General features: G+C 65.6%; 27 protein-coding genes and 1 pseudogene. 12 read left to right on the top strand and 16 right to left on the bottom strand.

The features are described 5' to 3' along the window. Positions 1-111: 111 nt before the first annotated feature. Both A5752_RS22735 and A5752_RS22730 read left to right on the top strand, forming a co-directional pair. Complete coding sequence (locus A5752_RS22735) at positions 112-912, top strand: MBL fold metallo-hydrolase (protein WP_067090558.1); 801 nt, start codon at positions 112-114, stop codon at positions 910-912. 10 nt (positions 913-922) lie between these two features. Next, complete coding sequence (locus tag A5752_RS22730; RefSeq protein WP_067090555.1) at positions 923-2,065, top strand: acyltransferase family protein; 1,143 nt, start codon at positions 923-925, stop codon at positions 2,063-2,065. Positions 2,066-2,192: 127 nt separating this feature from the next. On the opposite strand, the gene A5752_RS22725 is transcribed toward A5752_RS22730, so the two are convergent. Continuing rightward, the gene (locus A5752_RS22725) at positions 2,193-2,996 is read right to left on the bottom strand and encodes a class I SAM-dependent methyltransferase (RefSeq protein ID WP_231983486.1); all 804 of its coding nucleotides are present in this window, start codon (positions 2,994-2,996) and stop codon (positions 2,193-2,195) included. Between the two features lie 45 nt (positions 2,997-3,041). Between A5752_RS22725 and glpK the strand changes: the two genes are divergently transcribed. After that, a complete protein-coding gene (gene glpK, locus A5752_RS22720; protein WP_082964023.1) occupies positions 3,042-4,568 on the top strand; it encodes a glycerol kinase GlpK in 1,527 nt (508 codons plus the stop codon). Here glpK and A5752_RS22715 read toward each other — a convergent pair. From A5752_RS22715 to A5752_RS22705, 3 genes are all read right to left on the bottom strand, one after another. Continuing rightward, on the bottom strand, positions 4,565-5,437 hold the full coding sequence (locus tag A5752_RS22715; protein ID WP_067090553.1) for an oxidoreductase: 873 nt from the start codon (positions 5,435-5,437) through the stop codon (positions 4,565-4,567). The two genes, glpK and A5752_RS22715, sit on opposite strands and share 4 nt — an antisense overlap. A 46-nt stretch (positions 5,438-5,483) precedes the next feature. Beyond that, positions 5,484-6,209 carry a PadR family transcriptional regulator gene (locus A5752_RS22710; protein WP_067090550.1) on the bottom strand — a complete coding sequence of 242 codons (726 nt, stop codon included), beginning with the start codon at positions 6,207-6,209 and terminating at the stop codon, positions 5,484-5,486. A gap of 85 nt (positions 6,210-6,294) precedes the next feature. After that, positions 6,295-6,816 (bottom strand): PadR family transcriptional regulator, encoded by a 522-nt coding sequence (locus tag A5752_RS22705; protein ID WP_067090620.1) that lies wholly within the window; start codon positions 6,814-6,816, stop codon positions 6,295-6,297. Positions 6,817-6,896: 80 nt separating this feature from the next. Here A5752_RS22705 and A5752_RS22700 point away from each other — a divergent pair, with 80 nt between their 5' ends. Then, positions 6,897-8,240 (top strand): carotenoid oxygenase family protein, encoded by a 1,344-nt coding sequence (locus A5752_RS22700; RefSeq protein ID WP_067090547.1) that lies wholly within the window; start codon positions 6,897-6,899, stop codon positions 8,238-8,240. Positions 8,241-8,256: 16 nt separating this feature from the next. On the opposite strand, the gene A5752_RS22695 is transcribed toward A5752_RS22700, so the two are convergent. Beyond that, positions 8,257-8,883: a TetR/AcrR family transcriptional regulator gene (locus A5752_RS22695; protein ID WP_067090617.1), complete on the bottom strand. Its 627-nt coding sequence runs from the start codon at positions 8,881-8,883 to the stop codon at positions 8,257-8,259. Positions 8,884-8,961: 78 nt separating this feature from the next. Between A5752_RS22695 and A5752_RS22690 the strand changes: the two genes are divergently transcribed. Beyond that, the gene (locus A5752_RS22690) at positions 8,962-9,672 is read left to right on the top strand and encodes a DUF998 domain-containing protein (RefSeq protein WP_067090544.1); all 711 of its coding nucleotides are present in this window, start codon (positions 8,962-8,964) and stop codon (positions 9,670-9,672) included. Here A5752_RS22690 and A5752_RS22685 read toward each other — a convergent pair. Further along, positions 9,656-10,513 carry an RDD family protein gene (locus A5752_RS22685; RefSeq protein WP_067090541.1) on the bottom strand — a complete coding sequence of 286 codons (858 nt, stop codon included), beginning with the start codon at positions 10,511-10,513 and terminating at the stop codon, positions 9,656-9,658. The genes A5752_RS22690 and A5752_RS22685 overlap by 17 nt on opposite strands. Before the next feature lie 28 nt (positions 10,514-10,541). On the opposite strand from A5752_RS22685, the gene A5752_RS22680 reads away from it, so the two are divergent. Further along, positions 10,542-11,534 (top strand): stage II sporulation protein M, encoded by a 993-nt coding sequence (locus tag A5752_RS22680; protein WP_067090538.1) that lies wholly within the window; start codon positions 10,542-10,544, stop codon positions 11,532-11,534. Here the strand turns inward: A5752_RS22680 and A5752_RS22675 are convergent. The 5 genes from A5752_RS22675 to A5752_RS22655 are packed head-to-tail and all read right to left on the bottom strand — an operon-like array spanning position 11,531 to position 16,817. Next, entirely contained in the window at positions 11,531-12,853 is a 1,323-nt protein-coding gene (locus tag A5752_RS22675) for a DUF58 domain-containing protein (RefSeq protein WP_067090536.1), read from the bottom strand. The genes A5752_RS22680 and A5752_RS22675 overlap by 4 nt on opposite strands. Then, entirely contained in the window at positions 12,853-13,815 is a 963-nt protein-coding gene (locus A5752_RS22670; RefSeq protein ID WP_067090533.1) for an AAA family ATPase, read from the bottom strand. The genes A5752_RS22675 and A5752_RS22670 overlap by 1 nt, the downstream gene beginning before the upstream one ends. Next, on the bottom strand, positions 13,812-14,954 hold the full coding sequence (locus tag A5752_RS22665; protein WP_067090530.1) for a DUF4350 domain-containing protein: 1,143 nt from the start codon (positions 14,952-14,954) through the stop codon (positions 13,812-13,814). Before A5752_RS22665 ends, A5752_RS22670 begins: the two co-directional genes overlap by 4 nt. Further along, positions 14,951-15,604: a DUF4129 domain-containing protein gene (locus A5752_RS22660; RefSeq protein WP_067090528.1), complete on the bottom strand. Its 654-nt coding sequence runs from the start codon at positions 15,602-15,604 to the stop codon at positions 14,951-14,953. Before A5752_RS22660 ends, A5752_RS22665 begins: the two co-directional genes overlap by 4 nt. A 1-nt stretch (position 15,605) precedes the next feature. Then, complete coding sequence (locus A5752_RS22655) at positions 15,606-16,817, bottom strand: hypothetical protein (RefSeq protein WP_197500706.1); 1,212 nt, start codon at positions 16,815-16,817, stop codon at positions 15,606-15,608. A gap of 61 nt (positions 16,818-16,878) precedes the next feature. On the opposite strand from A5752_RS22655, the gene A5752_RS22650 reads away from it, so the two are divergent. The 3 genes from A5752_RS22650 to A5752_RS27805 are packed head-to-tail and all read left to right on the top strand — an operon-like array spanning position 16,879 to position 18,553. Beyond that, positions 16,879-17,343 (top strand): GatB/YqeY domain-containing protein, encoded by a 465-nt coding sequence (locus A5752_RS22650; RefSeq protein WP_067090525.1) that lies wholly within the window; start codon positions 16,879-16,881, stop codon positions 17,341-17,343. A gap of 50 nt (positions 17,344-17,393) precedes the next feature. Continuing rightward, positions 17,394-18,380 carry an LLM class F420-dependent oxidoreductase gene (locus tag A5752_RS22645; RefSeq protein ID WP_067090522.1) on the top strand — a complete coding sequence of 329 codons (987 nt, stop codon included), beginning with the start codon at positions 17,394-17,396 and terminating at the stop codon, positions 18,378-18,380. A gap of 11 nt (positions 18,381-18,391) precedes the next feature. Beyond that, entirely contained in the window at positions 18,392-18,553 is a 162-nt protein-coding gene (locus A5752_RS27805) for a hypothetical protein (protein WP_197500705.1), read from the top strand. Here the strand turns inward: A5752_RS27805 and A5752_RS22640 are convergent, their stop codons facing one another. Then, positions 18,554-19,234, bottom strand: coding sequence for a phosphodiesterase (locus A5752_RS22640; protein WP_156614117.1), 681 nt, complete (start codon positions 19,232-19,234; stop codon positions 18,554-18,556). Between the two features lie 116 nt (positions 19,235-19,350). On the opposite strand from A5752_RS22640, the gene A5752_RS22635 reads away from it, so the two are divergent. Both A5752_RS22635 and A5752_RS22630 read left to right on the top strand, forming a co-directional pair. Beyond that, entirely contained in the window at positions 19,351-20,046 is a 696-nt protein-coding gene (locus A5752_RS22635) for a HemK2/MTQ2 family protein methyltransferase (protein ID WP_067090518.1), read from the top strand. Continuing rightward, positions 20,043-20,297, top strand: a complete 255-nt coding sequence (locus tag A5752_RS22630) for a CDGSH iron-sulfur domain-containing protein (RefSeq protein ID WP_197500704.1) — start codon at positions 20,043-20,045, stop codon at positions 20,295-20,297. Before A5752_RS22635 ends, A5752_RS22630 begins: the two co-directional genes overlap by 4 nt. Here the strand turns inward: A5752_RS22630 and A5752_RS22625 are convergent. Beyond that, positions 20,277-21,296, bottom strand: a complete 1,020-nt coding sequence (locus A5752_RS22625; RefSeq protein ID WP_067090515.1) for an iron-containing redox enzyme family protein — start codon at positions 21,294-21,296, stop codon at positions 20,277-20,279. The genes A5752_RS22630 and A5752_RS22625 overlap by 21 nt on opposite strands. A gap of 110 nt (positions 21,297-21,406) precedes the next feature. Here A5752_RS22625 and A5752_RS22620 point away from each other — a divergent pair, with 110 nt between their 5' ends. After that, positions 21,407-21,805: a hypothetical protein gene (locus A5752_RS22620; protein WP_156614115.1), complete on the top strand. Its 399-nt coding sequence runs from the start codon at positions 21,407-21,409 to the stop codon at positions 21,803-21,805. 503 nt (positions 21,806-22,308) lie between these two features. Here A5752_RS22620 and A5752_RS27580 read toward each other — a convergent pair. From A5752_RS27580 to A5752_RS22610, 3 genes and pseudogenes are all read right to left on the bottom strand, one after another. Continuing rightward, complete coding sequence (locus tag A5752_RS27580; RefSeq protein ID WP_156614113.1) at positions 22,309-23,451, bottom strand: ATP-binding protein; 1,143 nt, start codon at positions 23,449-23,451, stop codon at positions 22,309-22,311. Positions 23,452-23,663: 212 nt separating this feature from the next. Next, a complete protein-coding gene (locus A5752_RS27255; protein ID WP_082964022.1) occupies positions 23,664-24,833 on the bottom strand; it encodes a DUF262 domain-containing protein in 1,170 nt (389 codons plus the stop codon). 115 nt (positions 24,834-24,948) lie between these two features. Further along, a pseudogene (locus A5752_RS22610) lies at positions 24,949-25,593 on the bottom strand (hypothetical protein); the annotation flags it as partial.

Here is a 25,593-nt window from a genome sequence, read left to right as displayed (position 1 = left end):
TCGGCGAGCGTGCGTGTTTGCACCCGAACACGCCGCGATTCGTCGACATTTTGCGCACACTCGCCACCCGGACACCGGCTTAAAGCCGGGCGGGGTGGGTAGGTGAAGACGATGGACGTCACCGTCACCTTTATCGGGAACGCCACCACGTTGATCTCGGGCGGCGGCATCACCCTCTTGACCGACCCGAACTTCCTGCACCAGGGCCAGCATGCGTACCTCGGCTACGGGCTGTTGTCCAAACGGCGCAAAGGCCCGGCCCTCGACATCGAACAGTTACCCGCGCTCGACGGGGTGGTGCTGTCGCACATGCACGGCGACCACTGGGACCGGGTGTCGCAGAGCCGGCTCGACCACGGACTGCCGATCCTGACCACTCCGCACGCCGCCAAACGGCTGGAACACCGGGGTTTCGGCCGCGCGCTCGCCCTCGACACGTGGCAGCACCACACAATCACCAAGGGGGCGGTGAGCGTCACCGTCACCAGCCTGCCCGGCCGCCACGCACCCACCCCGGTCGACCGCTTCCTGCCGCCGGTGATGGGCAGCATGATCGAGTTCACCGACGGGGCGGCCCGGCGTCGGCTCTACGTCTCCGGCGACACCCTGCTTGTCGACGAGTTACGCGAGATTCCAGTCCGTTTCGAGTCGATCGACGTGGGCGTGCTGCATCTGGGGGGAACGCGGCTGCCGTTCGGCCGGCATCTGCCGCTCGGTCTGACCGTGACGATGGACGGTCAGCAGGGCGCCGATGTGGTCGAACTGCTCGACCTCCCCCGGATGATTCCGGTGCACTTCGACGACTACGGGGTGTTCGCGTCCCCGCTGTCCGAATTCGTCGACGAGATGAAGCGACGCGGACTCTCCGACCGGATCATCGAATTGGAGCGTGGTTCCTCGGTCACCGTTTGATACTTACGCGGTGTCAGCACCATGGCCGAGCGACCTCGACCAAGGCGGGCTCGAACAGGTCTCGAGGGCCGACCGGGTCGCCTCGCTGACGGGTGTCCGGGCCGTCGCGGCGCTGCTCGTCATGGCCACCCACGCCGCGTACGGGACCGGCGCCTACAACCGCGGATACGCCGGACTGGTGTTCGCCCGCATGGAGATCGGCGTCGCGATCTTCTTCGTCCTCTCCGGATTCCTGTTGTTCAACGGGTGGGTGCGGGCAGCAGCGACCGGTGCCGCGGCGCCGAGTACTCGCCGTTACGCCCGAAATCGGGTGCGCCGCATCATGCCCGCCTATGTGGTGACGGTCCTAGTGGCCTTCGCGCTCTACGAATTCCGCACCATCGAGCCCAATCCCGGGCATACGTGGCTCGGCCTGTTGCGCAATCTGACGCTCACCCAGATATACAGCCCGAACTACATCACCGCCTACATGCATCAGGGGCTGACCCAGATGTGGAGTCTCGCGGTCGAAGTGGCGTTCTACGCAGCGCTGCCGCTGTTGGCGTACCTGTTGCTGGTCGTCCTGTGCCGGCGAAGGTGGCGACCGGGGGTCCTGTTGGCCGGGCTCGCAGCGCTCGCTGCGATGAGCCCGCTGTGGCTGTATGTCATGCACACCACCGACTGGCTGCCGAACGGGGCGGGGATGTGGCTTCCGCACTACCTGGTGTGGTTCATCGGCGGTATGACCTTGAGTGTGCTGGCGCACAACGGGATTCGATGCTATGCGGTGCTGGCGCTGCCGCTCGCGGTCGTTGCGTATCTGGTCGTGTCGACGCCGATCGCCGGACGCACCGATGCGCCGGCCCTCAATCTCGGGGAGGACATCGCGAAGGTGGTGTTCTACGCGGCGATCGCGACGCTGGTCGTCGCCCCGCTGGCGCTCGGTGACACCGGCTGGTACGCAAGGCTACTCAGTAGCGGGCCGATGGTGTGGCTGGGCGAGATCTCGTACGAGATCTACCTACTGCACGTCATCGTGATGGAGATCGCGCTGGTGTCGGTGCTGCGGTGGCCCGTGTACACCGGTTCGGTGGTCGTGTTGTTCCTCGTGACCCTGATCCTCACGATTCCGGTTGCGTGGCTTCTGCATCGGATCACACGCCCGCGGAGCTGACCTGCGACGTCACACGTTTGACGGGCGAAAAGTGGGGTATCAACCTCCGCGTGAGGATGATTGGGTATCTGTTGGTACGGCATCCGGGTCTGTACGACGTGCTCGATGCCCTCATCGAGTTCGGCTATCAGCGTTGGTCGTTGGATCGCGGCGCCGCGTCGGCGCGTCGCGCCACCACGACCTGAGGGCTCAGCGGCCCGCCACGCAGCTCGACCTCGATTGCGGGATCGGCATGTTCGGCCAGAGCCCGCAGCGCCGACGGACTGTAGCAGCGCAGCGAGGTCGCGATGCCGTCGCGCACGAGCGGCAACAGCCGCGCGAACGGCAGCACGGTCGCCAGACGTATGACATGCAGCGGCGACGGCGGCCGCGGTAAGTCGATGATCAACAGGGTGTCGGCCACCCGGGTGCCTTCGGCGAACGCCCGTACGGCCGCCGCCGGCGGCAGGTGGTGAAACGACAGCGCGAACACCGCGAGGTCGAATGACCCGTCGGCGGCGTCGATCGCCGTGGCGTCCATCGCGCGAACCTTCGCGCGCGGATGCGCACCGAGATCGCTCGCGGCCATCGCCGCCACGGCCGCCGCGTCCATATCGGTGACCATCAGCCGAGCCGACGGATGCCAGTCGAGGAGCTTGCGCGACAACTCGCCGTTGCCCGCGCCGAGCTCGAGGATCCTCGGGTCGGCGACGTCTTCGACCTCCGCGAGCGCGATCTCGGCGAATCGCTCGGTGCTGCCGAACCATCCGCCGGTCAGCTCGAGTGCCCGGATCACGCCGCGCCTGCGCGCAATGTCGGTGGACGCATCGGATTGTCGGTCGCTCTGCAGCAGCCGGTCCAGGCAGGACGCGTCGGGACCGCCGCGCGGCATCCTGTCGATCTCCGACGTCGGCGGCCTTGCGGCCGTAATCTCGGCGGGCTTTTCGGCCATGTAGTCCATGATGGACGACGGACCGCAGCGAGAGGGGAGTGCACGTTGGCTCGAAACGCCGAGTTCATCGCCGCGATCGATCAGGGCACCACCAGCACCCGGTGCATGATCTTCGATCACGGCGGTGCCGAGATCGGCCGCCACCAGCTCGAGCACGAGCAGATCCTGCCGAAGGCGGGATGGGTCGAGCACAATCCCGTCGAGATCTGGGAGCGCACGGCGGCGGTGATCATGTCGGCGCTCAACAAGACGAACCTCTCGGCGACCGACCTGGCCGCGCTCGGCATCACCAACCAACGCGAGACCGCGCTGGTCTGGAACAAGCGGACCGGCAGGCCCTACTACAACGCGATCGTGTGGCAGGACACCCGCACCGACCGCATCGCCTCGGCGCTGGACCGCGACGGCCGCGGCGACGTCATTCGCCGCAAGGCGGGCCTGCCGCCCGCGACGTACTTCTCCGGCGGCAAGGTGCAGTGGATCCTGGAGAACGTCGACGGGGTGCGCCGCGACGCGGAGAACGGTGACGCGTTGTTCGGGACCCCCGACTCCTGGGTGTTGTGGAATCTGACCGGGGGGACGCGCGGCGGGGTGCACGTCACCGACGTCACCAATGCCAGCCGCACCATGTTGATGAACCTCGAGACGCTCGACTGGGACGACGAGTTGTTGTCGTTTTTCGACATTCCGCGCCAGATGCTCCCCGAGATCAAGCCGTCGTCATGCCCGGAGGCCTACGGCATCACCCGCGACGACGGCCCCGTCTCCGGCCAGGTGCCACTGACCGGTGCGCTCGGCGACCAGCAGGCCGCGATGGTCGGTCAGGTCTGCCTCGAGGCCGGCGAGGCCAAGAACACCTACGGCACAGGCAATTTCCTGCTGCTCAACACGGGCGAGAAGATCGTCCGGTCCGAGAACGGGCTGTTGACCACGGTGTGTTACCAGTTCGGTGACGCGAAACCCGTTTATGCCCTGGAGGGTTCGATCGCGGTCACCGGTTCGGCGGTGCAGTGGTTGCGTGATCAGCTCGGCATCATCAGCGGTGCGTCGCAGAGCGAAGCCCTGGCTCGCCAGGTCTATGACAACGGCGGCGTTTACTTCGTGCCGGCGTTCTCCGGACTCTTTGCGCCGTACTGGCGTTCGGACGCCCGCGGGGCGATCGTCGGGCTCTCGCGGTACAACACGAACGCGCACCTGGCCCGCGCGACGCTCGAGGCGATCTGCTACCAGAGCCGCGACGTCGTCGACGCGATGGAGGCCGATTCCGGCGTGCACATGGAGGTCCTCAAGGTCGATGGCGGCATCACCGCCAACGACCTGTGCATGCAGATCCAGGCCGACGTGCTGGGCGTCGACGTGGTCAAACCGGTCGTCGCCGAGACGACAGCCCTGGGCGCGGCCTACGCGGCGGGGCTGGCGGTGGGGTTCTGGGAGAACGCGGACGACCTGCGGACCAACTGGCAGGAAGGCAAGCGCTGGACGCCGTCATGGAGCGACGAGCAGCGCCAATCCGGTTACGCCGGGTGGCAGAAGGCGGTGCAGCGCACGCTGGACTGGGTCGACGTCGACTAGGCCGCGGCGTCGAGCTCGCGTTTGGTGTCCTCGTCGAGTTCGATGTCGGCGACGGCGGTGTTCTCCTCGAGATGGTTCACCGACGACGTGCCCGGGATCAGCAACACGTTCGGCGCCACCGACAGCGTCAAAGCGAGCACGATCTGCGCGGGTGTCCGCCCGAGCTTTTCGGCCTCCCGCTTGACCGCCGGATGGCCGAGCACCGGATTGTCGGCGACGAAGCCCGAGCCGAGTGGGAAGAACGGCACGAACGCGATCCCGCGCTCGGCGGACGCGTCGAGCACTTCCTGCGAGCTGCGGTCCAGGAGGTTGTAGGCGTTCTGCACACAAACGATGTCGGTGCGGTCCAGCGCGATTCGCAGATGGTCGACGCCGACGCTGCTCAACCCGATGCCGCCGATCAGCCCTTCGTCGCGCGCCTTGATCATCGTGGTCAGCTGCCGGTCGAACAGCTCGCGGTCCAGCGGAGCTATACCGCTGGGATCCCCGGAGTGCACACGCAGGTTGACCGCGGCCAACCGGTCGGTGTCCAGGCTGCGCAGGTTCTCCTCGATGCTGGCCCGCAGCTGATCGGGTTCCTGGGCGGGTAGCCACGCACCGGCGTCGTCTCGGACGGCACCCACCTTGCTCACCAGGGCGAGGTCGGCAGGGTAGGGATGCAACGCCTCGCGAATCAGTTCGTTGGCCACATCGGGCCCGTAGAACTGCGCGGTGTCGATGTGGTTGATCCCCAACTCGAGTGCCCGCCGCAGCACGGCGAGTGCTTGGTCGCGGTCCCGCGGCGGTCCGAGAACCCCCGGTCCCGGCAGTTGCATTGCGCCGAATCCGACGCGGCCGACATGGAAAGAGCCCAGCGGGAAGGTCTGCATACTCAATCCGTACACCCTTCCCGCCGGGCTTATTCCGGTTAGGGGCCTATTCGGACTCGCCGAGGATGCCGTAGATCTCGCGGCGGGCGTTGTTCACGATCTCGACGATCCGCTGCTGTTGCTCTTCGTTGGTGGTGTAGGCCGCCTGCGCGACCGCGCCCATCAACTGAGCGACCGCGCTGCGCAGATTGGCATGGCCCGGTTCGACGCTGTCGGCGATCTCCTCCCAGGGTGGGGTCTGGATCTTCTCCACCGCTGTGCGACCGTCGTCGGTGAGCTCGAAAAGCTTCTTGCTGCCGTCGCTTTCGGTCGCCGCGATCATGCCTTCATCGACGAGCAGTTGCAGCGTCGGGTACACCGATCCGGGGCTTGGCCGCCAGAGGTTCTGGCTGCGCTCGGCGATCTCCTGGATCATCTCGTAGCCGTGCATGGGCCGTTCGGCGAGCAGTTTGAGGATCGCCGCGCGAACGTCGCCGCGACGGCCGCGGCCTCGACCGCCACGTCGTCCGCCCGGACCGAAACCTCGGGGGCCGCCGGGGCCGAACCCGAACGCGCGGGGATCGAATCCGAACTCGAAACCGCCGCGGCCGCGACTGGGGCCGAAACCACCGAACGGACCGGGGAAGCCGGGACCGGCGTCGGCGTGCCGGAGACGGTCTCGCAGTTGTTCACGCATTTCGCGCCGGGCGTGCCTGCGGTGGTCGTGCAGCGCACGACGGTCGAGGGGGGTGAAGCCGAAGCCGCCTGGAGGCGGGGTGAATGGATTGGTCATGTCGTTCCTTTGATCGAGAGAAAGCACGGTCTGCGCTTCCGATACGATGACGATATATCGGAAACTATCGCGATGCAACGGTGATTTAACGGTCCAGCCTGTCGATCGACCCGATCACCGAACGTGCCCACTCCGCGTTCATCGCGTTCATTCGCAGCCCATAGTCGAGGGCGGCCAGCCCGAAGTCCGGTCCGTCGTCACGCCAATCGATCGACTCCCGCAGTTCCTCGAGCCGTTTGACCTCGGCATCGGCCGATGCGGCCATCTCGGCCAGGTGTTGACGGGCCTGTTCGCGCGGGATCTCGCCGAGTAGGAACACCCGCAGCAGGCTCGCGCTGCGAAAGGGCGGGTCGTCTTGCGGATTGTTGATCCACCGACGCAGCTCGGAGCGGCCGGCGTCGGTGATCCGATACTCCTTACGGCCGCGCGGCCCGATCGCCGAGACCTCGATCAGCCCGGCGTCGGCCAATTTGTTGAGCTCGCCATACAGCTGGCTCTGGGTGGCGGGCCAGACGTTGGCCAGCGACTTCTCGAAGAGCTTCAGCAGGTCATATCCACTCGCAGGCTTCTCCGCGAGGAGCCCCAGTGCGGCGATTCGCAAACTCACCGGGTAATCGTACATCCCACTATTGACATGTCACTACAGACATGTCACTGTCTCCCTATCGATCAACACAAGGAGATCTCATGACCGAGACGACGGACTCCACCCTCTTCGGCGCTGACGAATTCTTCAGGCGCGGCAACTATGCGCCCGTCGCCGACGAACTGACCGAGTACGACCTGCCGGTGCACGGCACCATCCCGGCCGAACTCGATGGCTGGTACCTGCGCAACGGGCCCAACCCGCGTCAGGCCGCGGCGCACTGGTTCACCGGTGACGGGATGATCCACGGAGTCCGTATCGAGGGTGGCCGGGCCAAGTGGTACCGCAACCGATGGGTCCGCACGGACAGCTTCGTGGAGGACTTCGGACTGTACAACGCTGACGGCACACGCAATCTCCGGTCCAGCGTGGCCAATACGCACATCGTCAACCATGCGGGTAAGACACTGGCGCTGGTGGAGTCGTCCCTGCCCTACGAGATCACCAACGAGTTGGAAACGGTGGGCGCCTACGACTTCGGGGGCAAGCTCGCTGACTCGATGACTGCCCATCCCAAGATCTGCCCGCGCACCGGTGAGCTGCATTTCTTCGGCTACGGCAACATCTTTGAGCCGCACGTCACCTACCACCGTGCCGACGCCGACGGCCGGTTGACAATCAACCGGCCGCTCGAAGTTCCAGCGCTCACGATGATGCACGACTTCGCCTTGACCGCTTCGCATGTGGTGTTCATGGACCTGCCGATCGTTTTCGACTTCGACATCGCGATGTCGGGTGATGACGTGATGCCGTACCGCTGGAACGACGACTACGGTGCCCGGCTGGGCGTCCTGCGGCGCGACGACCCATTCGGTGAGGTCAGATGGTTCGACATCGATCCCTGCTACGTCTTCCACGTCGCGAACGCCTACGAAACGAGCACAGCTGACGGCGATACGATTGTGCTGCAGGCTGTCCGGTATCCCGAGCTGTGGCGCGGCACCGACGGATTCGAGGCCGACGGGGTGTTGTGGACATGGACGATCGACCTGACGACCGGTGCGGTCACCGAGCGACAACTCGACGACCGTGCGATCGAATTCCCGCGCATCGACGATCGGCTCGCGACGCTGCCAGCCCGATATGCGGTCGCGGTCGGTGACCGGTCCCTGGTCCGCTACGACCTGACCACCGGTGTCGGAGTCGAGCGCGCGTTCGGGTCCACCGACGCACCGGGCGGTCCGGGGGAGGCGGTGTTCGTTCCGTCGGCGGGGGCCACCGACGAGACCAGCGGTTGGTACCTGGCCTACGTCTACGATGCCGCCCGTAACGGCAGCGATCTCGTCATTCTCGACGCGTCGGACTTCGCGGGTCCGTCCGTCGCGAGAATCCAATTACCACAGCGTGTTCCGTACGGTTTTCACGGAAATTGGATCGCTTCCTGAGCGGCAGCGGCTGCACTCAGGGCCGATAGCCGGCGAGGAAGACGCGGGTGGCGGCGGCGGCGTAGCCGTCGACATCGATGTCCGCGAGCACCTCGGGCCCACCGCAGAACAGCGCCTGGTCGATGCACCTGCCTACGACGAGAAAGGCGAAATGCTCTGCGGCGGCCGCGGGTTGGGGGACAACCAGCAGCCCGCGATCGTTCAACCGTGACAGGCAGTGGGCAAACTCTGCGATGACGCGCGCGGGCGCCCGCTCGTAGTACTTCCAGGCCAGTTCCGGCATCCGATTGGCCTCGCCGATCACGAGGCGGCGTAACTGTACGACGCGTTCCTGCAGGACCGCTCGCAGGTAGTCGGCCGCCAGCGCCGTCAGGTCCGCGCCGAGATCCGCCGTCTCGGCGAGCGCGGCGATTCGACCGAGGAATGGTGTGACGGTGCTGTCCAATGCTTCGTCGACGATCGCCTGCAGGAGTTCCTGCTTGTCCCGGAAGTGCTTGTAGACCGTCTGCTTCGACACTTCAGCGGTCGCAGCGACCTGGTCCATGCTTGTGCCCTGATAACCGTTTCCGAGGAAGAGCGTCATGCCCGCGGACAGGATGCTCGACCGCTTCAGGGCCGACCGCCCGAGGACCGCGTCCGTCATCGTCACCTCTATCTCAGTACTGGACAGTCTAGTTCTCGGTACTGTACCGTCCAGTTTGATTCTTCCAGGAGGTCCGCCATGACAACTGCGGATTGCCCGCCATTGCCCGTACGGATCACCAAATCGCTGCTCGGCTATGGGGTGATCGCCGGCCCCATCTACGTGCTGGTCGCCGCGGCCCAGATGGTCGGCCGCGATGGCTACAACCCGACCCGTCACGCGGTGAGCCAGCTGGCCAACGGCGGTTGGGGGTGGGTCCAGGTCGCGAACTTCCTCGTCACCGGGGCGATGACCGTCGCCGCCTCGGTCGGGATCCGGCGCGCTCTGGGCTCCGGTCGCCGGTCGAGGTGGGCCTCGGCGCTACTGGCCGTCTACGGGCTCGCGCTCATCGGAGCGGGGATCTTCCGTGCCGACCCGTCCGACGGATTCCCGCCCGGCACACCGCCCGGTGTGGGCGACGTGTCGTGGCACGGGCTGGTCCACTTCGCCGTGGCCGGTGTGGGATTCGCATGCCTGGTGGCGGCGAGCTTCGTCCTCGGAGGGTTGTTCGCGCGCCACGGCGAGGCGTCCTGGGCATGGGGTTCGCGCATCACCGGCCTGCTGTTCGCGCTGAGCTTCGTCGCGCTGTCCACCGGATCGGGCGGCGCAGGTGCGATCATCGCGTTCACCGCCGCGGTCGTGCTGGTGTGGGCGTGGCTGTCCGCGGTATCGGTCAAGTTGTATCGGGCCGTCGGAACAGCCGAGGCGGACAACGTCTCTCGCGTCGAGGACGCTAGCCGGGCGGGGTGAAACCGCTGCCTTCCGGCGAGGGCGGAACCGGCTGCCAAGCGGGTTGACTCTGACCTGGCCACGCCGGAGGGGGCGGTGGTGCCTGCGGCATCACCTGCAGTCGAGCCAACTCCCGGCGGTGCCGCTCGGCCAGCACGGCGGCGAGCACCAACTGAGGCGGGGCACCGGGAGGCGGCGGCGGTGAGATCTGAGCGACGACATCGCTGGTGATCCGGTAGGCCATCTGGTCACGCACCGTCGTATTCAATTGCTCCGCCCGGCTGAGGAACTGGCGCGCGAGCTCGGCCTGCTCGGGGCGTAAGCCGGAGAGTTGCAACGACGATGCCCACCACGCCAGCTGCGGCGGCATCGGCGGCGGGGGCGACAGGCGGGGCGTCCGCTCGCTGATCACGATGGTGCCCGCGAAGATGTCGCCGAGCCGTTTCCCCTTGGCCGACACCAGGCTGCAGATCACCGCGGGTCCGCCGGCCAGGGTCCAGATCTCGACGACGCCGGCGAGCGCGCGGAAGAAGGCCTGCCGGAAGCGTTCTGGGCCGCCGTCTTCGGATACCACCCGAAGACCCATCGCCATCTTGCCCAACGATCGGCCGCGTGTCGCGGTCTCGAACACGAGCGGATATCCGAGCAGCGCAAGGACTGTGAAGATGATGAGCACGGCGGCCGACAGTGCCGAGTCCAGCTGTGTCAGCGTGAGGCTGAAGAGCAGTATCCCGATCAGGTACAGCAGGAACACGACGGTGATGTCGATCAGGATCGCCACCGCCCGCACGGGCAGCTGGGCGATCTGAACGTCGAGCACCACCGCGTCGCCGGTCACGACCGGTTCCTGCTGCCAGACCATAAGCGTCAACGCTACTAGGATTCAGCGCGTGGATGTCGACGCGTTCGTGCTCGCGCACCGCCCCACGTGGGACCGGCTCGAGCAGCTGATCAAGCGCCGTCGACAGCTCACCGGCGCCGAGGTCGACGAGTTGGTCGACCTGTATCAGCGCGTGTCGACGCATCTGTCGATCATGCGCTCCGCGAGCGCCGACCCGGTGGTGATCGGAAGGCTCTCGGGCCTGATTGCGCAGGCGCGGGCTGCGGTGACCGGTGCGCACGCCCCGCTGTGGCGCGAGTTCGTGCGGTTCTGGACGGTGTCCTTCCCCGTGGTGGCCTACCGGTCCCGGCGGTGGTGGATCGGCACGGCTCTCGCGTTCTTCGCGGTCACCGCGCTGATCGCCGTATGGGTCTCAGGCAGCCCGGAGGTGCGGGCCATGATCGGGACGCCGGACGAGATCGACCAGATGGTCAACAACGACTTCGCCGCGTATTACAGCGAGCACCCGGCGGCCTCGTTCGCGCTACAGGTCTGGGTGAACAACGCGTGGATCTCATTGCAGTGTCTGGGTTTTGCCATCCTGCTCGGCATCCCGATCCCGTACGTGGTGTTTCAGAACGCGGCCAACCTCGGCGTGGCCGCAGGGCTGATGTTCGGCGCGGGCAAGGGCGACGTCTTCCTCGGCCTGATCACCCCGCACGGGCTGCTCGAGCTGACCGCGGTGTTCCTGGCGGCCGGTGCGGGGATGCGGCTGGGTTGGAACGTGATCTCGCCCGGTGATCGACCGCGCGGGCAGGTGCTCGCCGAACAGGGCCGCGCTATCGGCGCCGTGGCGGGCGGGTTGGTGGCGATTTTGTTGATCTCCGGCTTGATCGAGGCGCTGGTGACGCCGTCGCCGTTACCCACGGCGGCGCGTGTCGCGATCGGCGTCGTCGCCGAGATCGGATTCCTCGCGTACGTCTTCCACTTCGGGCGCCGAGCGGAGCGCATCGGCGAGACGGGTGACATCGAGGACGCGCCCGATATCGTGCCGATCGGTTAAAGGCGACCGGTGGCCTTCATCGCCAGATAGTGGTCGGCTAGTGCGGGCGCCAGGTCTTCGGGCGGGGCATCGACCACGTCGACCCCTCGGCTCCGCAGCCGAGAGGCGATCGCCCGCCGTTCGTTGCGGGCCCGTTCGGCCGCGGCGGCGTCGTAGACCTGCGGAGCGTCCGCGCGGCCCGCGGCGAGCGTGTCGACGCGGGGGTCGGCGACCGCGGCGATGAGCACGCCGTGTTTGGCCGTCAGTTGCGGCAGCACGGTCAGCAGCCCCTCGTCGAGCGCGGAGGCGTTGAGTTCGGTGAGCAGCACCACCAGCGCGCGCCTGCGGACGCGGCGCAGGACGGCCGCGACCATGGCGCCGGCGTCGGACTCGATGAGCGCCGGCTCGATCGGGGCCATCGCCGCCACCAGTTGTGCGAGCAGTTCGGTGCGCGAGGCGTTGAACACCGCGGCCCGCGTGACCCGGTCGTGGGCAAGGAAATCGACGTGGTCGCCGGCCCGCGAGGCCAGTGCGGCCAACAGCAGCGCGGCATCCATCGACCAGTCCAGCCGAGGCCACCCCGACGGGTCGTCGGAGGTGGGATCGATTCCGACGCGGCCCGCCGACGTGCGCCCGGTGTCGAGCACGATCACCACCCGCTGGTCGCGTTCGGGGCGCCACGTTCTGACCACCACGTCGGCGCGGCGGGCCGAGGCACGCCAGTCGATCGACCTGACATCGTCGCCGATGACGTATTCGCGCAGCGAGTCGAACTCGGTGCCCTGGCCGCGGATCAATACCGGCGTATTGCCCTCCAGCTCACGGAGTTTGGCCAGCCGCGACGGGAGATGTTTGCGCGACAGGAAGGGCGGAAGGATGCGGACCCGCCACGGGGCCCGATGTGAGCTCTGTCGCCCGGCCAACCCCAGCGGACCGGTAGCGCGGACGGTGACCAGAGATGAATCCTGGTCTCCACGTCGCACCGGCCGCAACGTCGTCGTGAGCCGAAGCCGTTGCCCCGCAGCAAGGTCCACCTCTTGGATCCGAGGTTGGGCCCGTGCGCTCGGCGGCCAGGCGTCGCGCACCAACCCCTTCAAGCGGCGCCGGCCGGCGTTCTCGACCACCAACGCCGTCGTGACCTCCTGGCCCAGCCGCGCGGTGCTGTCTCCAGACCGGGTGAACCGCACGTGGCGGGTGTTGCCGGCCAGCGCGGCGTCGAGCGCGAGGAGCACAACGAGCGCGCCCAACAGTACGGCGAACGTCACCGCCGGCCGGGGTGACGCCGCAATCGGCAGGACGCACACCAGTGCGACCAGCGCGGCCCGTCCGGTCAGGATCACTAGCGTGGCACCGGTACTGCCGCGAGAATTCCGTCGAGCACACCGTCGGGAGTGGCGCCCTCCAGCTCGGCCTCGGGCCGGAGCGCAATGCGGTGACGCAGGGTGGGGCGGGCCATCGCCTTGACATCGTCCGGGGTGACGTAGTTGCGCCCCGACAACCAGGCCCACGACCTGGCCGTCGCCAGCAGTGCCGTCGCCCCGCGGGGTGAAACCCCGAGTTGCAGTGAGGGCGAATGCCGTGTCGCAGTGCAGATGTCGACGATGTACCCGAGCACTTCTTCGGCGACCAGGACCTGTCGCACAGCCGCGCGTCCGGCGGCCAGCTCGGCGGTGCCCGCGACGGCCTGCACGGCAGACAGATCCCGGGGGTCGAACCCGTGGGCATGCCGATTGAGGATCGCGACTTCTTGGTCGCGCGACGGCAGCGGCACGTTGAGCTTGAGCAGGAATCGGTCCAGTTGCGCCTCGGGCAGCTGATAGGTGCCTTCGTACTCGATCGGATTCTGCGTGGCGGCAACGATGAACGGGTCCGGCAGCGGCCGGGCCTTGCCCTCCACGCTGACCTGACGTTCCTCCATGGCCTCCAAAAGAGCGGCCTGGGTCTTCGGTGGCGTCCGGTTGATCTCGTCGGCCAGCAGCAGGTTCGTGAACACCGGTCCGGACCGGAACTCGAACTCCGCGGTGCGCGCGTCGTAGACGAGCGAGCCGGTGACATCGCCGGGCATCAGGTCGGGTGTGAACTGCAGGCGTTTGAAGTCGAGCTGCAGCGCCGCCGCCAGGGTGCGCACGAGCAGGGTCTTGGCCACGCCGGGAACTCCCTCGAGGAGCACATGGCCGCGGCACAGCAGCGCGATCACCAGTCCGCTGACCACGGCATCCTGTCCGACGACGGCCTTGGCGATCTCGGCACGTAGCGCCAGCAATGCGGTTCGCGCGGAATCGTTTCCGTCTGCCTGAGTCACGAGCGTGTGACCTGCCTTTCGATGTTGTCGAGTTCCCGTGCGAGGTTGACCAGTGCGGCGTCGTCGTCGGGGGGTGGGCCGAACAGGCTGTGCGCGACCCACTGGGGGTGGACGTCGCACTGTGCGGAGATCGCCTGGACCACCGCGGTCGGATCGGGATTGACACCTAGGCCGAGGCGGGGCTGCATGCGCTGCAGGGCCGCGGTGCGCAGCGCGTCGGCGGCGCTGTCGCGCGCGCGGTGCGAACGGTAGAGCCGGCCGCGTCCCTCCACCGTTTCGGAGGCCCGTACGACGACGGGCAGGCGTTCGGCGACCAGTGGGCCGACCCGGCGGCCCTTCCACAGCGCCAGCAGTGCCACCACCGCGACGAGCTGCCACAGGATCCAGCTCACGTGCTCGGGTGCGAGATCGAACAGGCTTGAGGCACCGTCGGATTCACCCTCGGTGAACTGCGGCGCGTACCAGATCATTCGCCGATCGGCGCCGGCGAGGTTCATCGCGAGCGCGGCGTTGCCCGCCTTGAGCAGCCCGCGGTTGGTCATGAACCCTGAATCGCCGACCAGCGTGATGTCCCTGTCGTCGGTGGTGTAGCGAACGAGGGTGCCGTCGTAGCAGCGCGTCAACTCGATGTCATCGGTCGTCGCCTCGTAGGTATCGCTCACGCTGAACTGCACGGCACCGGCCCGGGTGGCCTCGCACAGATCGCAGTCCGGCCGTTCCCCACCGCCGAACGCGGTGGCTCCGCTCAGCTTCACGTCTGGCGCCAGGGCCCGGCGGGCGGGCGAGTTCGGTTGTACCAGTAAACGATCACCGGGCAACGCGGCCAGCCGCTCGAGCACATCGCCGTCGACGAGGTGATAGGTCTGGACCACCACCAGCAGGGTGTCGGGTCGGGCGGCCGCCTCGACCGCCGCGATATCGGGCGCTTCGACGACGTCGACGCCGTGCTCGCGCAACAGCGTGATCAGGGCTCGCGCCCCGTCCGGACCGGTCGACTCCGGATCCATCCGTCCCCCCGGACGGGGTGCGGTGAGGTAGGCGCTCAGCGTGGCGAACGCGACGATGACGGCCAGCGCCAACAGGATCCAGCGCACTCCGCGGAATCGCTGACGCATCGTCGGTTCCACTGCGGAGGTCATCGAATCTCCGCCCAACCGTCGGACGACACGGGCGCGGCTGTGGTGGTGGAGATGCCCGCGCTGCGCGACCGAACGTGGTCGTCGAGGTCGGCCACCAGCCGGTAGGCCTCCTCGGTGCCGGGTATCTCTCCGTAGGTGACGTCGTTGAACACCGTTGCCGCAGAGGATAACTCGTCACGAAGATGGGCGAGCTCCCTGGCCGCGTCACGCGCGAGTTCGGTGGCGGTGCGGCCGGGGACCGGGTCGAGGACACCGGTCTGCTCCAGCTGGCGAGCGACGGCACGCAGGCGGTGGCGAATCGCTGCGGCCCAGTCGGCTGCCGCTGCGTATCGGTCGGCGGCGGCCCGGTGCTGGGCCGCGGTGAGTTCGTGCTCGCCGAACAACGCCGCGTCGCGAGTGCTGCCCGTTCGCATGGTGCGCCGTGCTATCCGGATCGCCACGATCACCGCGACCGCGACGAGGATCAGCAGGACCGTGATCGTCACCCAGCCGCCGGGTATCGACGAGCCTTCGGCCACCAGCCGGTACAACAGATCGTCGATCCAGTCGCTGAGCCGTTCGGTCAGGGAAGGCTTGGGATAGATGGGTTTTGCGAGTTCTCGCTGCGCGGCCTCGTGTGCGGCATCGCTGTCGATGTCTATCGTGGGCACGTCAGTTCTGGCGGGTCAGCCACAGATGGTCGGTGGAGTCGGACGGGGCGGCGGGACCGTAACCGGCCCCGGTCTGCAGCACCAGGTCGAAGGCTTCTCTGCGGATGCGTTCGTCGGTGTACTGCAGAGCCACCACACCCGCGCTGAATGGTGCGGTGATGATCTGGCCGATCGCGCCGCCAACCGACAGCAGCACCAGAGCGAACAGTGCGGCCACCGTCGTCGACGCAGCCATCAAGATGATCTGCCCGCCGAGGCTGAACGGGAAGGCGACCGCACCGGCGACGAGCTGAGCGACGATGACGGCCAGTAGCCGAATGCCCAAGACCCGCCAGAAGTCTCGCCTGATCAACGCGAACGACCGCTGAACGGCGGCCACGATGCCGAGCCGCTCGAGCACGATGATGACCGGAGCGAAGGTCAGCATCGTCCCGAGATACACCAGGGCGGCAATGAGGACCAGTACCAACGGGATTCCGATCAGCACCGCGGCCGCCCCGCCGACCGCGAATCCGATGCCGACGATGATGCCGACCACGGCACCGATCAGCAGCATCGCGCCGAGCACCTCGAGGACGCTGAATCCGATCAGCGCCCACAGTCGGCCTCGAAGCCGTTGCCACGCCTGCCCGATGGTGATGCCGGAGCCGAAGACGGCTCTGCCGACGACGACGGTGAGCAGACCACTGAGCAGAATGGACGCCAACCCCGTCGCGACCGATCCCGCGAGACTCGACAGCATGGTGCTGACCAGGACACCGGTCGACACCTCCTCGTCGCCGCTCAGCGTCGGCACCAGCTGCCCACCGACGGCGAGCGGGCCGACCGAGAGGATCAGCGCGATCAGCTGGGTGGCGACCACGACGATGGTGGTCAAGCCGAGTGTCGCTTTCGGATTGGCCCGGATGTAGGCGACCGCGCCGTTGAAGATGTCCGACAACGTGAGCGGGCGCAGGGGAATGACGCCCGGTTTCAGCGCCGCGGGCCCGTAACCGGGGCCCGGCGGTCCGTAGCCCGGAGGTGGCCCATAACCGGGCGGTGGGCCGTACCCCGGAGGCGGTCCATAGCCGGGAGGGGGGCCGTACCCCGGAGGGGCCGCGTAGCCGGGAGGCGGATATCCCGGCGGCGGTGCGTAATAGGGCGGGTAGCCCGGTGGTGGATAGCCCGGCGGCGGTGGGCCTGCGTACCCGGACCCGCCGGCGTCGGTGCTCATGGCCACCATCCTGTCGATCATGGTTCGAATTGACAACGTGGTGACGGCGTAGCTTTGGTGCATGGCCGAACTCAAGGAGCGGTTGCGGGCCGACCTCACGGCCGCGATGAAATCCCAGGACAAGCTGCGCACCGCGACGCTGCGGATGCTGCTCGCCGCGATCACCACCGAAGAGGTGTCCGGGAAGCAGTCGCGGGAACTCACCGACGCCGAGGTGCTCAAGGTCCTGGCCAGGGAGTCCAAGAAACGCGGCGAGTCGGCGGAGATCTACACCCAGAATGGCCGCGGCGAGCTGGCCGCCAACGAGCATGCCGAGGCGCGCGTCATCGACGAGTACCTCCCGACGCCGCTGACCGAGGCCGAACTGGCTGACGTCGCCGACACAGCCATCGCCCAGGTCGCCGAGGAGATCGGTGAGCGGCCCGGACCCAAGCAGATGGGGTTGGTGATGAAGGCCGCGACCGCAATCGCGGCGGGTAAGGCCGATGGAGCCCGGCTGTCAGCGGCGGTGAAGGCCCGGCTGTAGTCGGTGGCGGCGATCGTTTTCACCCGGTAAGGCTCGGGTACCCGGCACCCATGACGCGGTTCGGATACACCCTGATGACAGAGCAGAGCGGGCCAAAAGAGCTTGTCCGCTACGCCGTTTCGGCGGAGGAGGCCGGGTTCGACTTCGAGGTGTCCTCCGACCACTACTTCCCGTGGCTGTCCGCGCAGGGTCATGCGCCGTATGCGTGGTCGGTGCTGGGTGCGGTCGCGCACGCCACCGAACGCGTCGGGCTGTTCACCTACGTCACCTGCCCCACGATGCGCTATCACCCGGCGGTCGTCGCGCAGAAGGCCGCGACACTGCAGATCCTCGCCGACGGCCGCTTCAACCTCGGCCTGGGCAGCGGGGAGAACCTCAACGAGCATGTCGTCGGCAAACGGTGGCCGACGGTGGCGCGGCGCCAGGACATGCTGCGCGAGGCGATCCAGATCATCCGCGAGCTGTTCACCGGCGAACTCGTCGACTGGAAGGGCGAGTACTTCGAGGTCGACTCGGCGCGGTTGTGGGACATTCCCGAAACCCCGGTCCCGATCGCGACCGCAGTCTCGGGTGAGCGGTCGGTCGAGACGTTCGCGCCGCTGTCGGATCACCTGATCGCGGTCGAACCGAACAAGGATCTGGTCGACGCGTGGCATGAGGCCCGGCGTGCGACCGGCCTGCCCGGCGATGTCCGGGTCGTCGGTCAGATCCCGATCTGCTGGGACACGGACAAAGACGCCGCGGTGCGCCGGGCCCACGACCAGTTCAGGTGGTTCAGCGGCGGGTGGGCCGTCAACTCCGACCTGCCGACGACCGCCGGTTTCGACGGCGCGACGCAGTATGTGCGCCCGGAGGATGTCGCCGAATCCATCCCCTGTGGACCCGATCTCGACGCGATCGTCGAAGCGGTCAGCAAGTATTGGGAAGCCGGCTTCACCGACATCGCGATGGTTCAGATCGGCGACGAGGGCCAGGAGCAGTTTCTCAAGGAGGCCGCGGCGCCACTGCTGGACAAGCTGCGGACCGCAGCCAACTAGAAGGGATCGATATGCCGACCGGAAAAGGCATCTACGACGACAACGACGCCGAAGAGCGGGACAAGCGCAAGGCACAACGGACGGGACCGCAGGACAAGGGCGGCGACGGGGGCATGGCTACCCGCGAGAACGCTCCCGACGTCGCGGAGTCCGGCGGCGAACCGACGGCCTGATCACTCGGCGTCGCGGCCCTGCCTGCTGCGCTTGTAGGCCGACCGCCTGAAGTCGCCGAGCCAGCGCGGAGCCAACTCGACCTCGGGGTCGCTGTGCATGGCCGGATCGAAGGCGATGTCGTCGCAGCTGGGGTCCACGTGACGAAGCGTCAACCGGGCGAGCGGGCGAAAGGCCCCCGTCCCGGGCGCCTGGTCGATGTTGAACGTGAGCCCGTCGGCGTCGATCTGCTGTTCCACGGCATCCAGCGACAGCCCGGGCGCATCGATCCGGGTGGCCAGTCGCGCCCGCACCCACCACAGGCCGTCGTGGAAGCGCAGCGGCATCAGGCTCGAGAACGTCGCGCCGGACCAGGACAGCACCGGCGCGAGCCCGACCCGCGTCCCGGCCACCGTCGACGCCAACAGCACATCCCAGGGACTGCAGGCCCGCAGGTCCGGTGGCGGCGGAATCCGGAATGCCAGCCCGGCGACGTCAGGTACGGCGCCCGGCAGTCCGACCCCCTTGGATACGCGTGCGATGACGTCGCACGAGTTCATCGGCAACCCCTCGCCCTCGGGCGCGATGCGTTCGAGAATCCCCTCCGCCATCACCCCGGACGGATGAAACAGGCGTCGCTCACGCAGGGCGGCGCCGAAGCGGATGGGCAACGAGGCGATATCGGAGGCTTGCACGCTAATCATGTGCCCACGCGGGGTACGGGTAAAACGAGCGCTGACGTTTTAACACGCCGGATACGGGGCATTAATTTCGGGCAGTGCTGCCCTAGGCAGCAGAAGAACCCTGTCGAAAGGCCGTTGTGACAACCGCATACACCGATGTCCGTGGACCCCTGGTCGCGGATGAGGGCGTCTACGCGCCGCAGGAAGATTCTCAGCTGCTCATTTCGGTCATGGACCAAAGCGCATTGGCACGGGGTCGCCACGTCGTCGACCTGTGCACCGGAAGCGGCGTGGTCGCCATCGGTGCGGCCGAACAGGGTGCCGCATCGGTCACCGCATTCGACATCTGCCCCCGCGCGGTGCACTGTGCGCGGGGCAATGCGCTGGCATCCGGAGTGGACGTCGATGTGCATCTCGGATCATGGGCGCGGGCAGCCGAATTCGGCCCGTTCGATTTGATCCTCTGCAATCCGCCGTATGTTCCGCATGATCCGACCGCCGAATGCGATCCGCTTCCGACGTACGTGGGCCCGCCCCGCGCGTGGGACGCCGGGTGCGACGGTCGTCTCGTGCTCGACCCGCTGTGCGCCGCGGTTCCCGATCTTCTCGACCACGGCGGTAGTCTGCTACTCGTGCAGTCGGAGTTCGCCGATCCGCGCCAGACGCTCGGAGCGCTGGCCAGCGCCGGACTGGACACCGAAATCGTTGCGCGACAGTGGATTCCCTTCGGACCCGTGTTGTCGTCGCGCGCAATGTGGCTCGAGGAGTGCGGCCGCCTGGAACCGGGTCGTCGCGAAGAAGAACTGCTCGTGATCCGGGCCGACAAGCCGTGAGCGACTGCGAACCTCGTACGGTGCGGGTGGTGCCCAACGGCCCGCTGATGGTGCAGGGACCGGTGCGCATCGAGATGCCCGACGGTCAGGTGGTGGAATCCGACCGGTTCATGGTCGCGGTCTGCACGTGCCGGCGCAGCAAGGACTATCCGTTGTGCGACACCAGCCACCGGTGTCGCAAGCGCGCCGACGCGCCTGCCAAGCAGAACGCGTCGGCCGCAAAGACCGCGTCAGCTCAGCGGCCGGCGTAGCGACGAGCGGTTCTCAGTCCAGCACTCCATCACGTGCTTGGCCAGTCGCTCCTCGACGACATCCCGAGCGCGGATTCCGAACACCACGTCGCGATCCAGATGCGGCTCCCGCGCAACCAGGTCACCGACGACATCGGTGCGGACCACCTGCTCGTGCACCGCATCGGCGACGACGTGCTCCTGGTAGAACGCCACGCAGGCGTCGGGAGCGCCCATGCGGCGCAACGCCTCCACCAACCGGCGCGACCCGGGTGACGACGTGATCTCGGTCGACGCGAAATGTCCGATCGAGGCGCCGCGCAGGTCGCGGTGCAACCCGAACAGCGACATGAGGTTGACCGACGCCAGCGCATCGGCGGGCACGTTGTCGAGGTAGCCGAGATACGACGAGTCGAGGCCCGCCGCATCCATCAACTCCGCGTACAGGTGTTGGTGCACGTGTTCGCCACGGCCACCGCCGAATTCGTCGAACTCCACGGCGACGAACGCGGCCTTGGAGTGTCCGGCGAGACGCGGGATGGTCCACGCGTGGGGGTCACCCTCTTTGAGGTGATACACCGAGCGGTGCACGAAGTATTCGAGCATCTGCTCCCAGCTGCCCTTGTCGCGCAGGAAGTATGACGGACCCTCGCCGTCGACCGGTTCGATCGACAGCTTGTCCATCTCGGCCTCCGCGGTTTCGCCCTCGGCGATCTCGCCGACGTCCTGGCGCACCGCGTCGAGGAACGCCTCCTCGAACCGGCCACGCAGGTGCAGCAGCGCGGGGTTCCACTCCCAGCGGGCACTGACGCCGGCGAATCCGCGGTAGTGCAACTCGTAGCAGATGTAGAGCGCGAGCTGGAGGTCGAGACCGTACGGGTCGGCGTCGAACATCGGCACGTCGATCGGCCGCAACGGCAACGAGGGGCGGCCTCGCTGAAGGAGGTCGATGACGGTCGCGGACAGCGGTCCGACGGCCTTCGGCAGGGCAGGCTCGACTAGCGTCGACGGTAAAGTCACGTATTCATCATTACCCGCATCCGCGCCGGTCAAACATGTGTTCGGTACTTCGGAAGCGATCCGTGTCCATCCTCTCGGAACCACCCATCTCGCGAAGGAGAGTGACCTCCGTGACTGCCGATGCGGAGCCGCCCGGCCCGCCTGACGCCCCCGCCGGTGAGGATCACTCCCGGCGGTATGACAAGCACTGGGCGTGGTTCGTTGGGGTGCTCGCCGTACTGGGACTAGCTGGTTTCGGTTTGAGCGTCGTGGCGATGCTGCCGCTGGCGATGGCCACCGACGGCTGTTACGAGACCAGCACCGATGCGGTGTGCTCGCTCTCGGCGCGGGGCCAGAACGTGCTCGTATTCATTCCTTGGATGTGCCTGGCGGTGGGCACGGCAACGGCGGTCGCAGGTGCAGGCGTCGCTGCGCGTCTCCGTCTGACACCTTTGATCGGTGTCCCGGTTGGCATCGCCGCGTACTTCGCGATGATCCCGGTCGGCTACGCGCTCGCCTTCCAGGTGTAGATGCCTTGGCCTCCCGCCGCGGCGTTCCGACGTGGACCGCTTTGGTGGCAACACGTTTCAGGTGGCTCATTCGCGATCTGCGGACGCCCAAAGAAAAAGCCCTGAACCCAAAACGCAGGTTCAGAGCCATTCCGATGTCTTGACACATCACACAGTCGGGGTGGCGGGATTCGAACCCACGACCTCTTCGTCCCGAACCACGACACCAGCGCGTTTGATTGAGTTGACTGCGTTGGCTGGGGAAAGAATGCCCTGGCGAGAGTGTTGGTTGGATTGGTGGGCATGGGCCGAGCAGTGGACTGCTGCGGACTGACTGCGGACTCGGTATGACGGATTGGGCTGGCCCGTCGGGCTTGTACCGACCTGCAGATGACGGGCGACGTGCTACGAGGCCAACTGATTGGACACGCCGGCCACCAGCGAGCTCTCCGCACACCCCCAGGGCTGGAGATCGTCGAGAACGCCAACGGCGGTTACGAACGTCAGGCACACGCAGAGCGAGCCTATGGCGGGCCGCCAGCAGCCGTGCTCGTGTGTATCTGGTGCTCGAGGCCTGCTCTGATGCTTTCAAGAAACGCGGTTGCCTCCGCCGGGTGTAGACGAGCCCAAAGGTTTGCGACGCGAGTGAGCACGAGCTGTCGACCGTAACGATCCGCCAATCGGTTGACCCAATCGTGTCCGTCCTCCCCCTCCAAGGCGTCGAGAATTTCCACGAGCTTGTGGCGGGGTTCGTCGAGGGTGCCGGCGAGCTCGTCCACATTGCTAGCGAGGGCTTTGAACAAGTCATCAGGATCATCCTCGGTCGGCAAGAAAACCGCTGGCCATTGCGGAGGAGTCGAATGGGGGACTGCGCTTCGTTGATCGCCATCAAACACGAACGCAAATTCGAGGTCTGGATCGGGCGGGCGCGGCATAGATCGTCGAAGTGTGACGAGGTAGCCGTCGCCATCGCCCCACACGACGCTCGTGCATTCCGACAACTCTTGATCAGCGAGGTCCAGGAGGGCGCGAGTGAGCGCGCAGGCGGACTCATCCTCGCAGAATAGAAGTAGTTGGATGGGAGGCGAAGTGAGAAGTGTGTTTCCGATCGTGGGATCGTCTTTGCAGTGAATTGCTCGGGGTTCCTCACCATCCAATCGCAACAACATAAAGGCGTCATGTTTCCGCGCCTGTCGGATCATTTCCTCTGAATGCGTTGTCAGAATCACATTCCAATTCCGTGATAAACAGATTCGCAAGATATGGTGGAGAAGTGTGGACACCCCGATTGGGGGCAGGTAGGCATCGGGCTCATCGAGTAGCAGGGTGACCGTCTTCTCCTCGCGGTACTGCTCAAGGATCCAAAACAAGAAATGCACGCAAAACTCACCCAGGCCCATATCGCGTGATGTGTAAGTGAGCCCTCGGCGTTCAACACGAAAAAAAGGAATTAGGCTTTGTTCGCCAGACCAGCGGAATCGTTGAGCGACCTCGGGATCGCTTGGTTCCACTTCAAACGAATACCACTCGACCAGATCGTAGTCGCGACCTACTATCTGCGATACCGCTGAATTCGTGTCGTCGCTCAGAGATAGAGGCGTGTACTCCTCCGCCATCATGTCAAAGTCAACTCGGGATCGGAGAATAATCAGGGCCTGTTCTGCCAAGTGGTGAAGGTCTATGAGGATTCCATCGACGTCACTAAGGCCTGCGATGGAGCGAAGGATCCGAGTCTTCCCGGCACCGTTTCTTCCTCCTAGAACTAGGCATGGTTGCGACAAGTCAACGCTAATTCCGTCAGATAACACACGGACATCGGCAGCTTTGTTAGCGCGAGCGCGCTTGAGCGCAGCCCACGAGCCCTCAAATTTTGACCTTCTCATTGATCGTGGTGCTCCTCGATGATTGGATTGCCCCAATCAGAGGAGTCGATGAATTCAAAAAACTCGTTTTGAACCGACGCTCTTGGCGCCTTATGAAGAGTTACTAGTAGGTCACTGGATCCTTTTACGCCGGGAGTGTTCAAGAAATCTTCTGAATACAAATGAATCGCTAGGTCACGTGCTAGCACTGATGAGACGTCAGTCACGCGGTATGACGCACGATCATCGTATATTCGGAGGACCTCATATAAGGGTGACTGTTCCGCCGAAGATGGGTCCAGGTCGCCACGTCTGACCTTCGTGCGATCCTGTTCGAAAGAGCTAAGTAAGGATAGCGGAATTGGAGATAAGACCGAGGCCCAATGGCAATATAGGATCCAGGTCTGAAGGGTTCCCTTATTGAAACGTACACGCTTTTCTGGACAATTGGTAATTTGCTCAAGTAGGCGCCTACCCGCTCTCTCAACTTTGTCAATCGTTTCGGGTGTGAATTCGGAGCCTCGATAGTATTTTTCGACGACATTATTGTTAATATGCGTACGCATATTGCCAAGTTCGAGCGTGACACAAGCGCGCGCAATGATGTCGTCATAGGCGAGGCGACCGTTCGCAAAGCCAATAGTCTCACGTTGTAGGAGACCGTCTTCCGTAAGTTTGACTACCAGGTCCTTAACCTGATCGCGTGCAGGCCCATGGAGCGCGTTCCGCTTCTCTGACGGAGTCAAGTTGTATGCTTGATTCAGCCGAAAGAACAGCTCGTTTGGCTCTTGCGGATTGTAGTCTCTCAAAGTGATTATTTGGATAGGGAAACGGTTAACGGCTTTGCGTACATCTTCAGGCAAAGTTGAGTAAGTGAGGCCGTCTAGTGCGCTCACCCGGGCGTCCGTTGGTTCAATGAATCCGTCAACGACTATCCGGTCACCAAAGAAATCGCGTATCGTCGTCAGGCGCTGTTGTCCGTCGAGGACGAGCTCATTCTCTTCAGTGTCGACCACTACGTGAATTGCCGGTACGTACCATCCGCGTAGAATCGTGTCGATTAGTCGCTGGCGGCGTTTGGAGTCCCAGATTTCCCCTCGCTGGAAACTGGGTTGCAAATCCAATTCGTTGTTATTGATGCGGGTAACGATTGTTTCGAGTTGAAGGTCCGACTTATCAAGCTTCAAACCAGCCTCCAGCCAGACGGGTTAGGGCGTACTGTGCACCGTATCGCGGTCCGGTGCCAGGCGTTCCCGGCGAGGCTAGCGGCGAGCGAACCCACGACTCGGGCCGATTCACCGATTATCCATCTGCTGCCGGAGCCTGGTTGGCAGCTTCACTACGCCGCACGCGCGCCTGCTCGTGCTGAGTGATGCTTGAGTTTCCCAGAACGATGGTCAATAGCACGGCGAAGAAGCGCGCCGGGCTGAGTTCCTCGGGCACGAGATCGTGCCGCAGAGCAACATTCGGCAAAGACGCAATCTGGTCGGTTACGTTCGCAGTCGACTCCTCGTCGACATCCTCAATGTCAACGTCATCGGGGTCGATGACGACGTCGTCGGTTCCCGGCGCGATGTCCGAAGGTGCGTCACCTTCCCATTCGGGGACGATGAGGGCGCACGCATCGTATGCGTCATCTTCTCGCCCAAGCTTGATGAGTAGGTCGACGATCCAATCGAACTGTCGTCGTTCATCCGTGTAGGCGGTCGAGCGTAAGGAGTAGGCGAACCCGAGCGCAGCCAGAGGGTGGCGGAGCGCGAGATTCTTTGCGTCGCCGTATGATTCCTCGACACGATTCGCAGCGTTCTTACCAAACGATGAGTCCATGCGCTTTGTCGATATGAGCAATTCAGGCCCGGTCTGCCATGAGTGTCGGCGTCGCCTGAAAACTGACCCCGTGTCGACGCCCGAATTTTGACCCCCTTCGTCTGATTCTCGGCTTTTGAG

Source organism: Mycobacterium sp. 852002-51961_SCH5331710 (genome assembly GCF_001665535.1).
In the GTDB taxonomy this organism is placed as follows: domain Bacteria; phylum Actinomycetota; class Actinomycetes; order Mycobacteriales; family Mycobacteriaceae; genus Mycobacterium.
This window is presented reverse-complemented; position numbering and strand designations above follow the sequence as displayed.

Coding starts and splice junctions, on each gene's coding strand:
- A5752_RS22735 (WP_067090558.1), top strand. CDS start 112: ATGGACGTCACCGTCACCTTTATCGGGAACGCCACCACGTTGATCTCG.
- A5752_RS22725 (WP_231983486.1), bottom strand. CDS start 2,996: ATGGCCGAAAAGCCCGCCGAGATTACGGCCGCAAGGCCGCCGACGTCG.
- A5752_RS22715 (WP_067090553.1), bottom strand. CDS start 5,437: ATGCAGACCTTCCCGCTGGGCTCTTTCCATGTCGGCCGCGTCGGATTC.
- A5752_RS22710 (WP_067090550.1), bottom strand. CDS start 6,209: ATGACCAATCCATTCACCCCGCCTCCAGGCGGCTTCGGCTTCACCCCC.
- A5752_RS22700 (WP_067090547.1), top strand. CDS start 6,897: ATGACCGAGACGACGGACTCCACCCTCTTCGGCGCTGACGAATTCTTC.
- A5752_RS22695 (WP_067090617.1), bottom strand. CDS start 8,883: ATGACGGACGCGGTCCTCGGGCGGTCGGCCCTGAAGCGGTCGAGCATC.
- A5752_RS22690 (WP_067090544.1), top strand. CDS start 8,962: ATGACAACTGCGGATTGCCCGCCATTGCCCGTACGGATCACCAAATCG.
- A5752_RS22685 (WP_067090541.1), bottom strand. CDS start 10,513: ATGGTCTGGCAGCAGGAACCGGTCGTGACCGGCGACGCGGTGGTGCTC.
- A5752_RS22665 (WP_067090530.1), bottom strand. CDS start 14,954: ATGACCTCCGCAGTGGAACCGACGATGCGTCAGCGATTCCGCGGAGTG.
- A5752_RS22655 (WP_197500706.1), bottom strand. CDS start 16,817: ATGAGCACCGACGCCGGCGGGTCCGGGTACGCAGGCCCACCGCCGCCG.
- A5752_RS22650 (WP_067090525.1), top strand. CDS start 16,879: ATGGCCGAACTCAAGGAGCGGTTGCGGGCCGACCTCACGGCCGCGATG.
- A5752_RS22645 (WP_067090522.1), top strand. CDS start 17,394: ATGACGCGGTTCGGATACACCCTGATGACAGAGCAGAGCGGGCCAAAA.
- A5752_RS27805 (WP_197500705.1), top strand. CDS start 18,392: ATGCCGACCGGAAAAGGCATCTACGACGACAACGACGCCGAAGAGCGG.
- A5752_RS22640 (WP_156614117.1), bottom strand. CDS start 19,234: ATGATTAGCGTGCAAGCCTCCGATATCGCCTCGTTGCCCATCCGCTTC.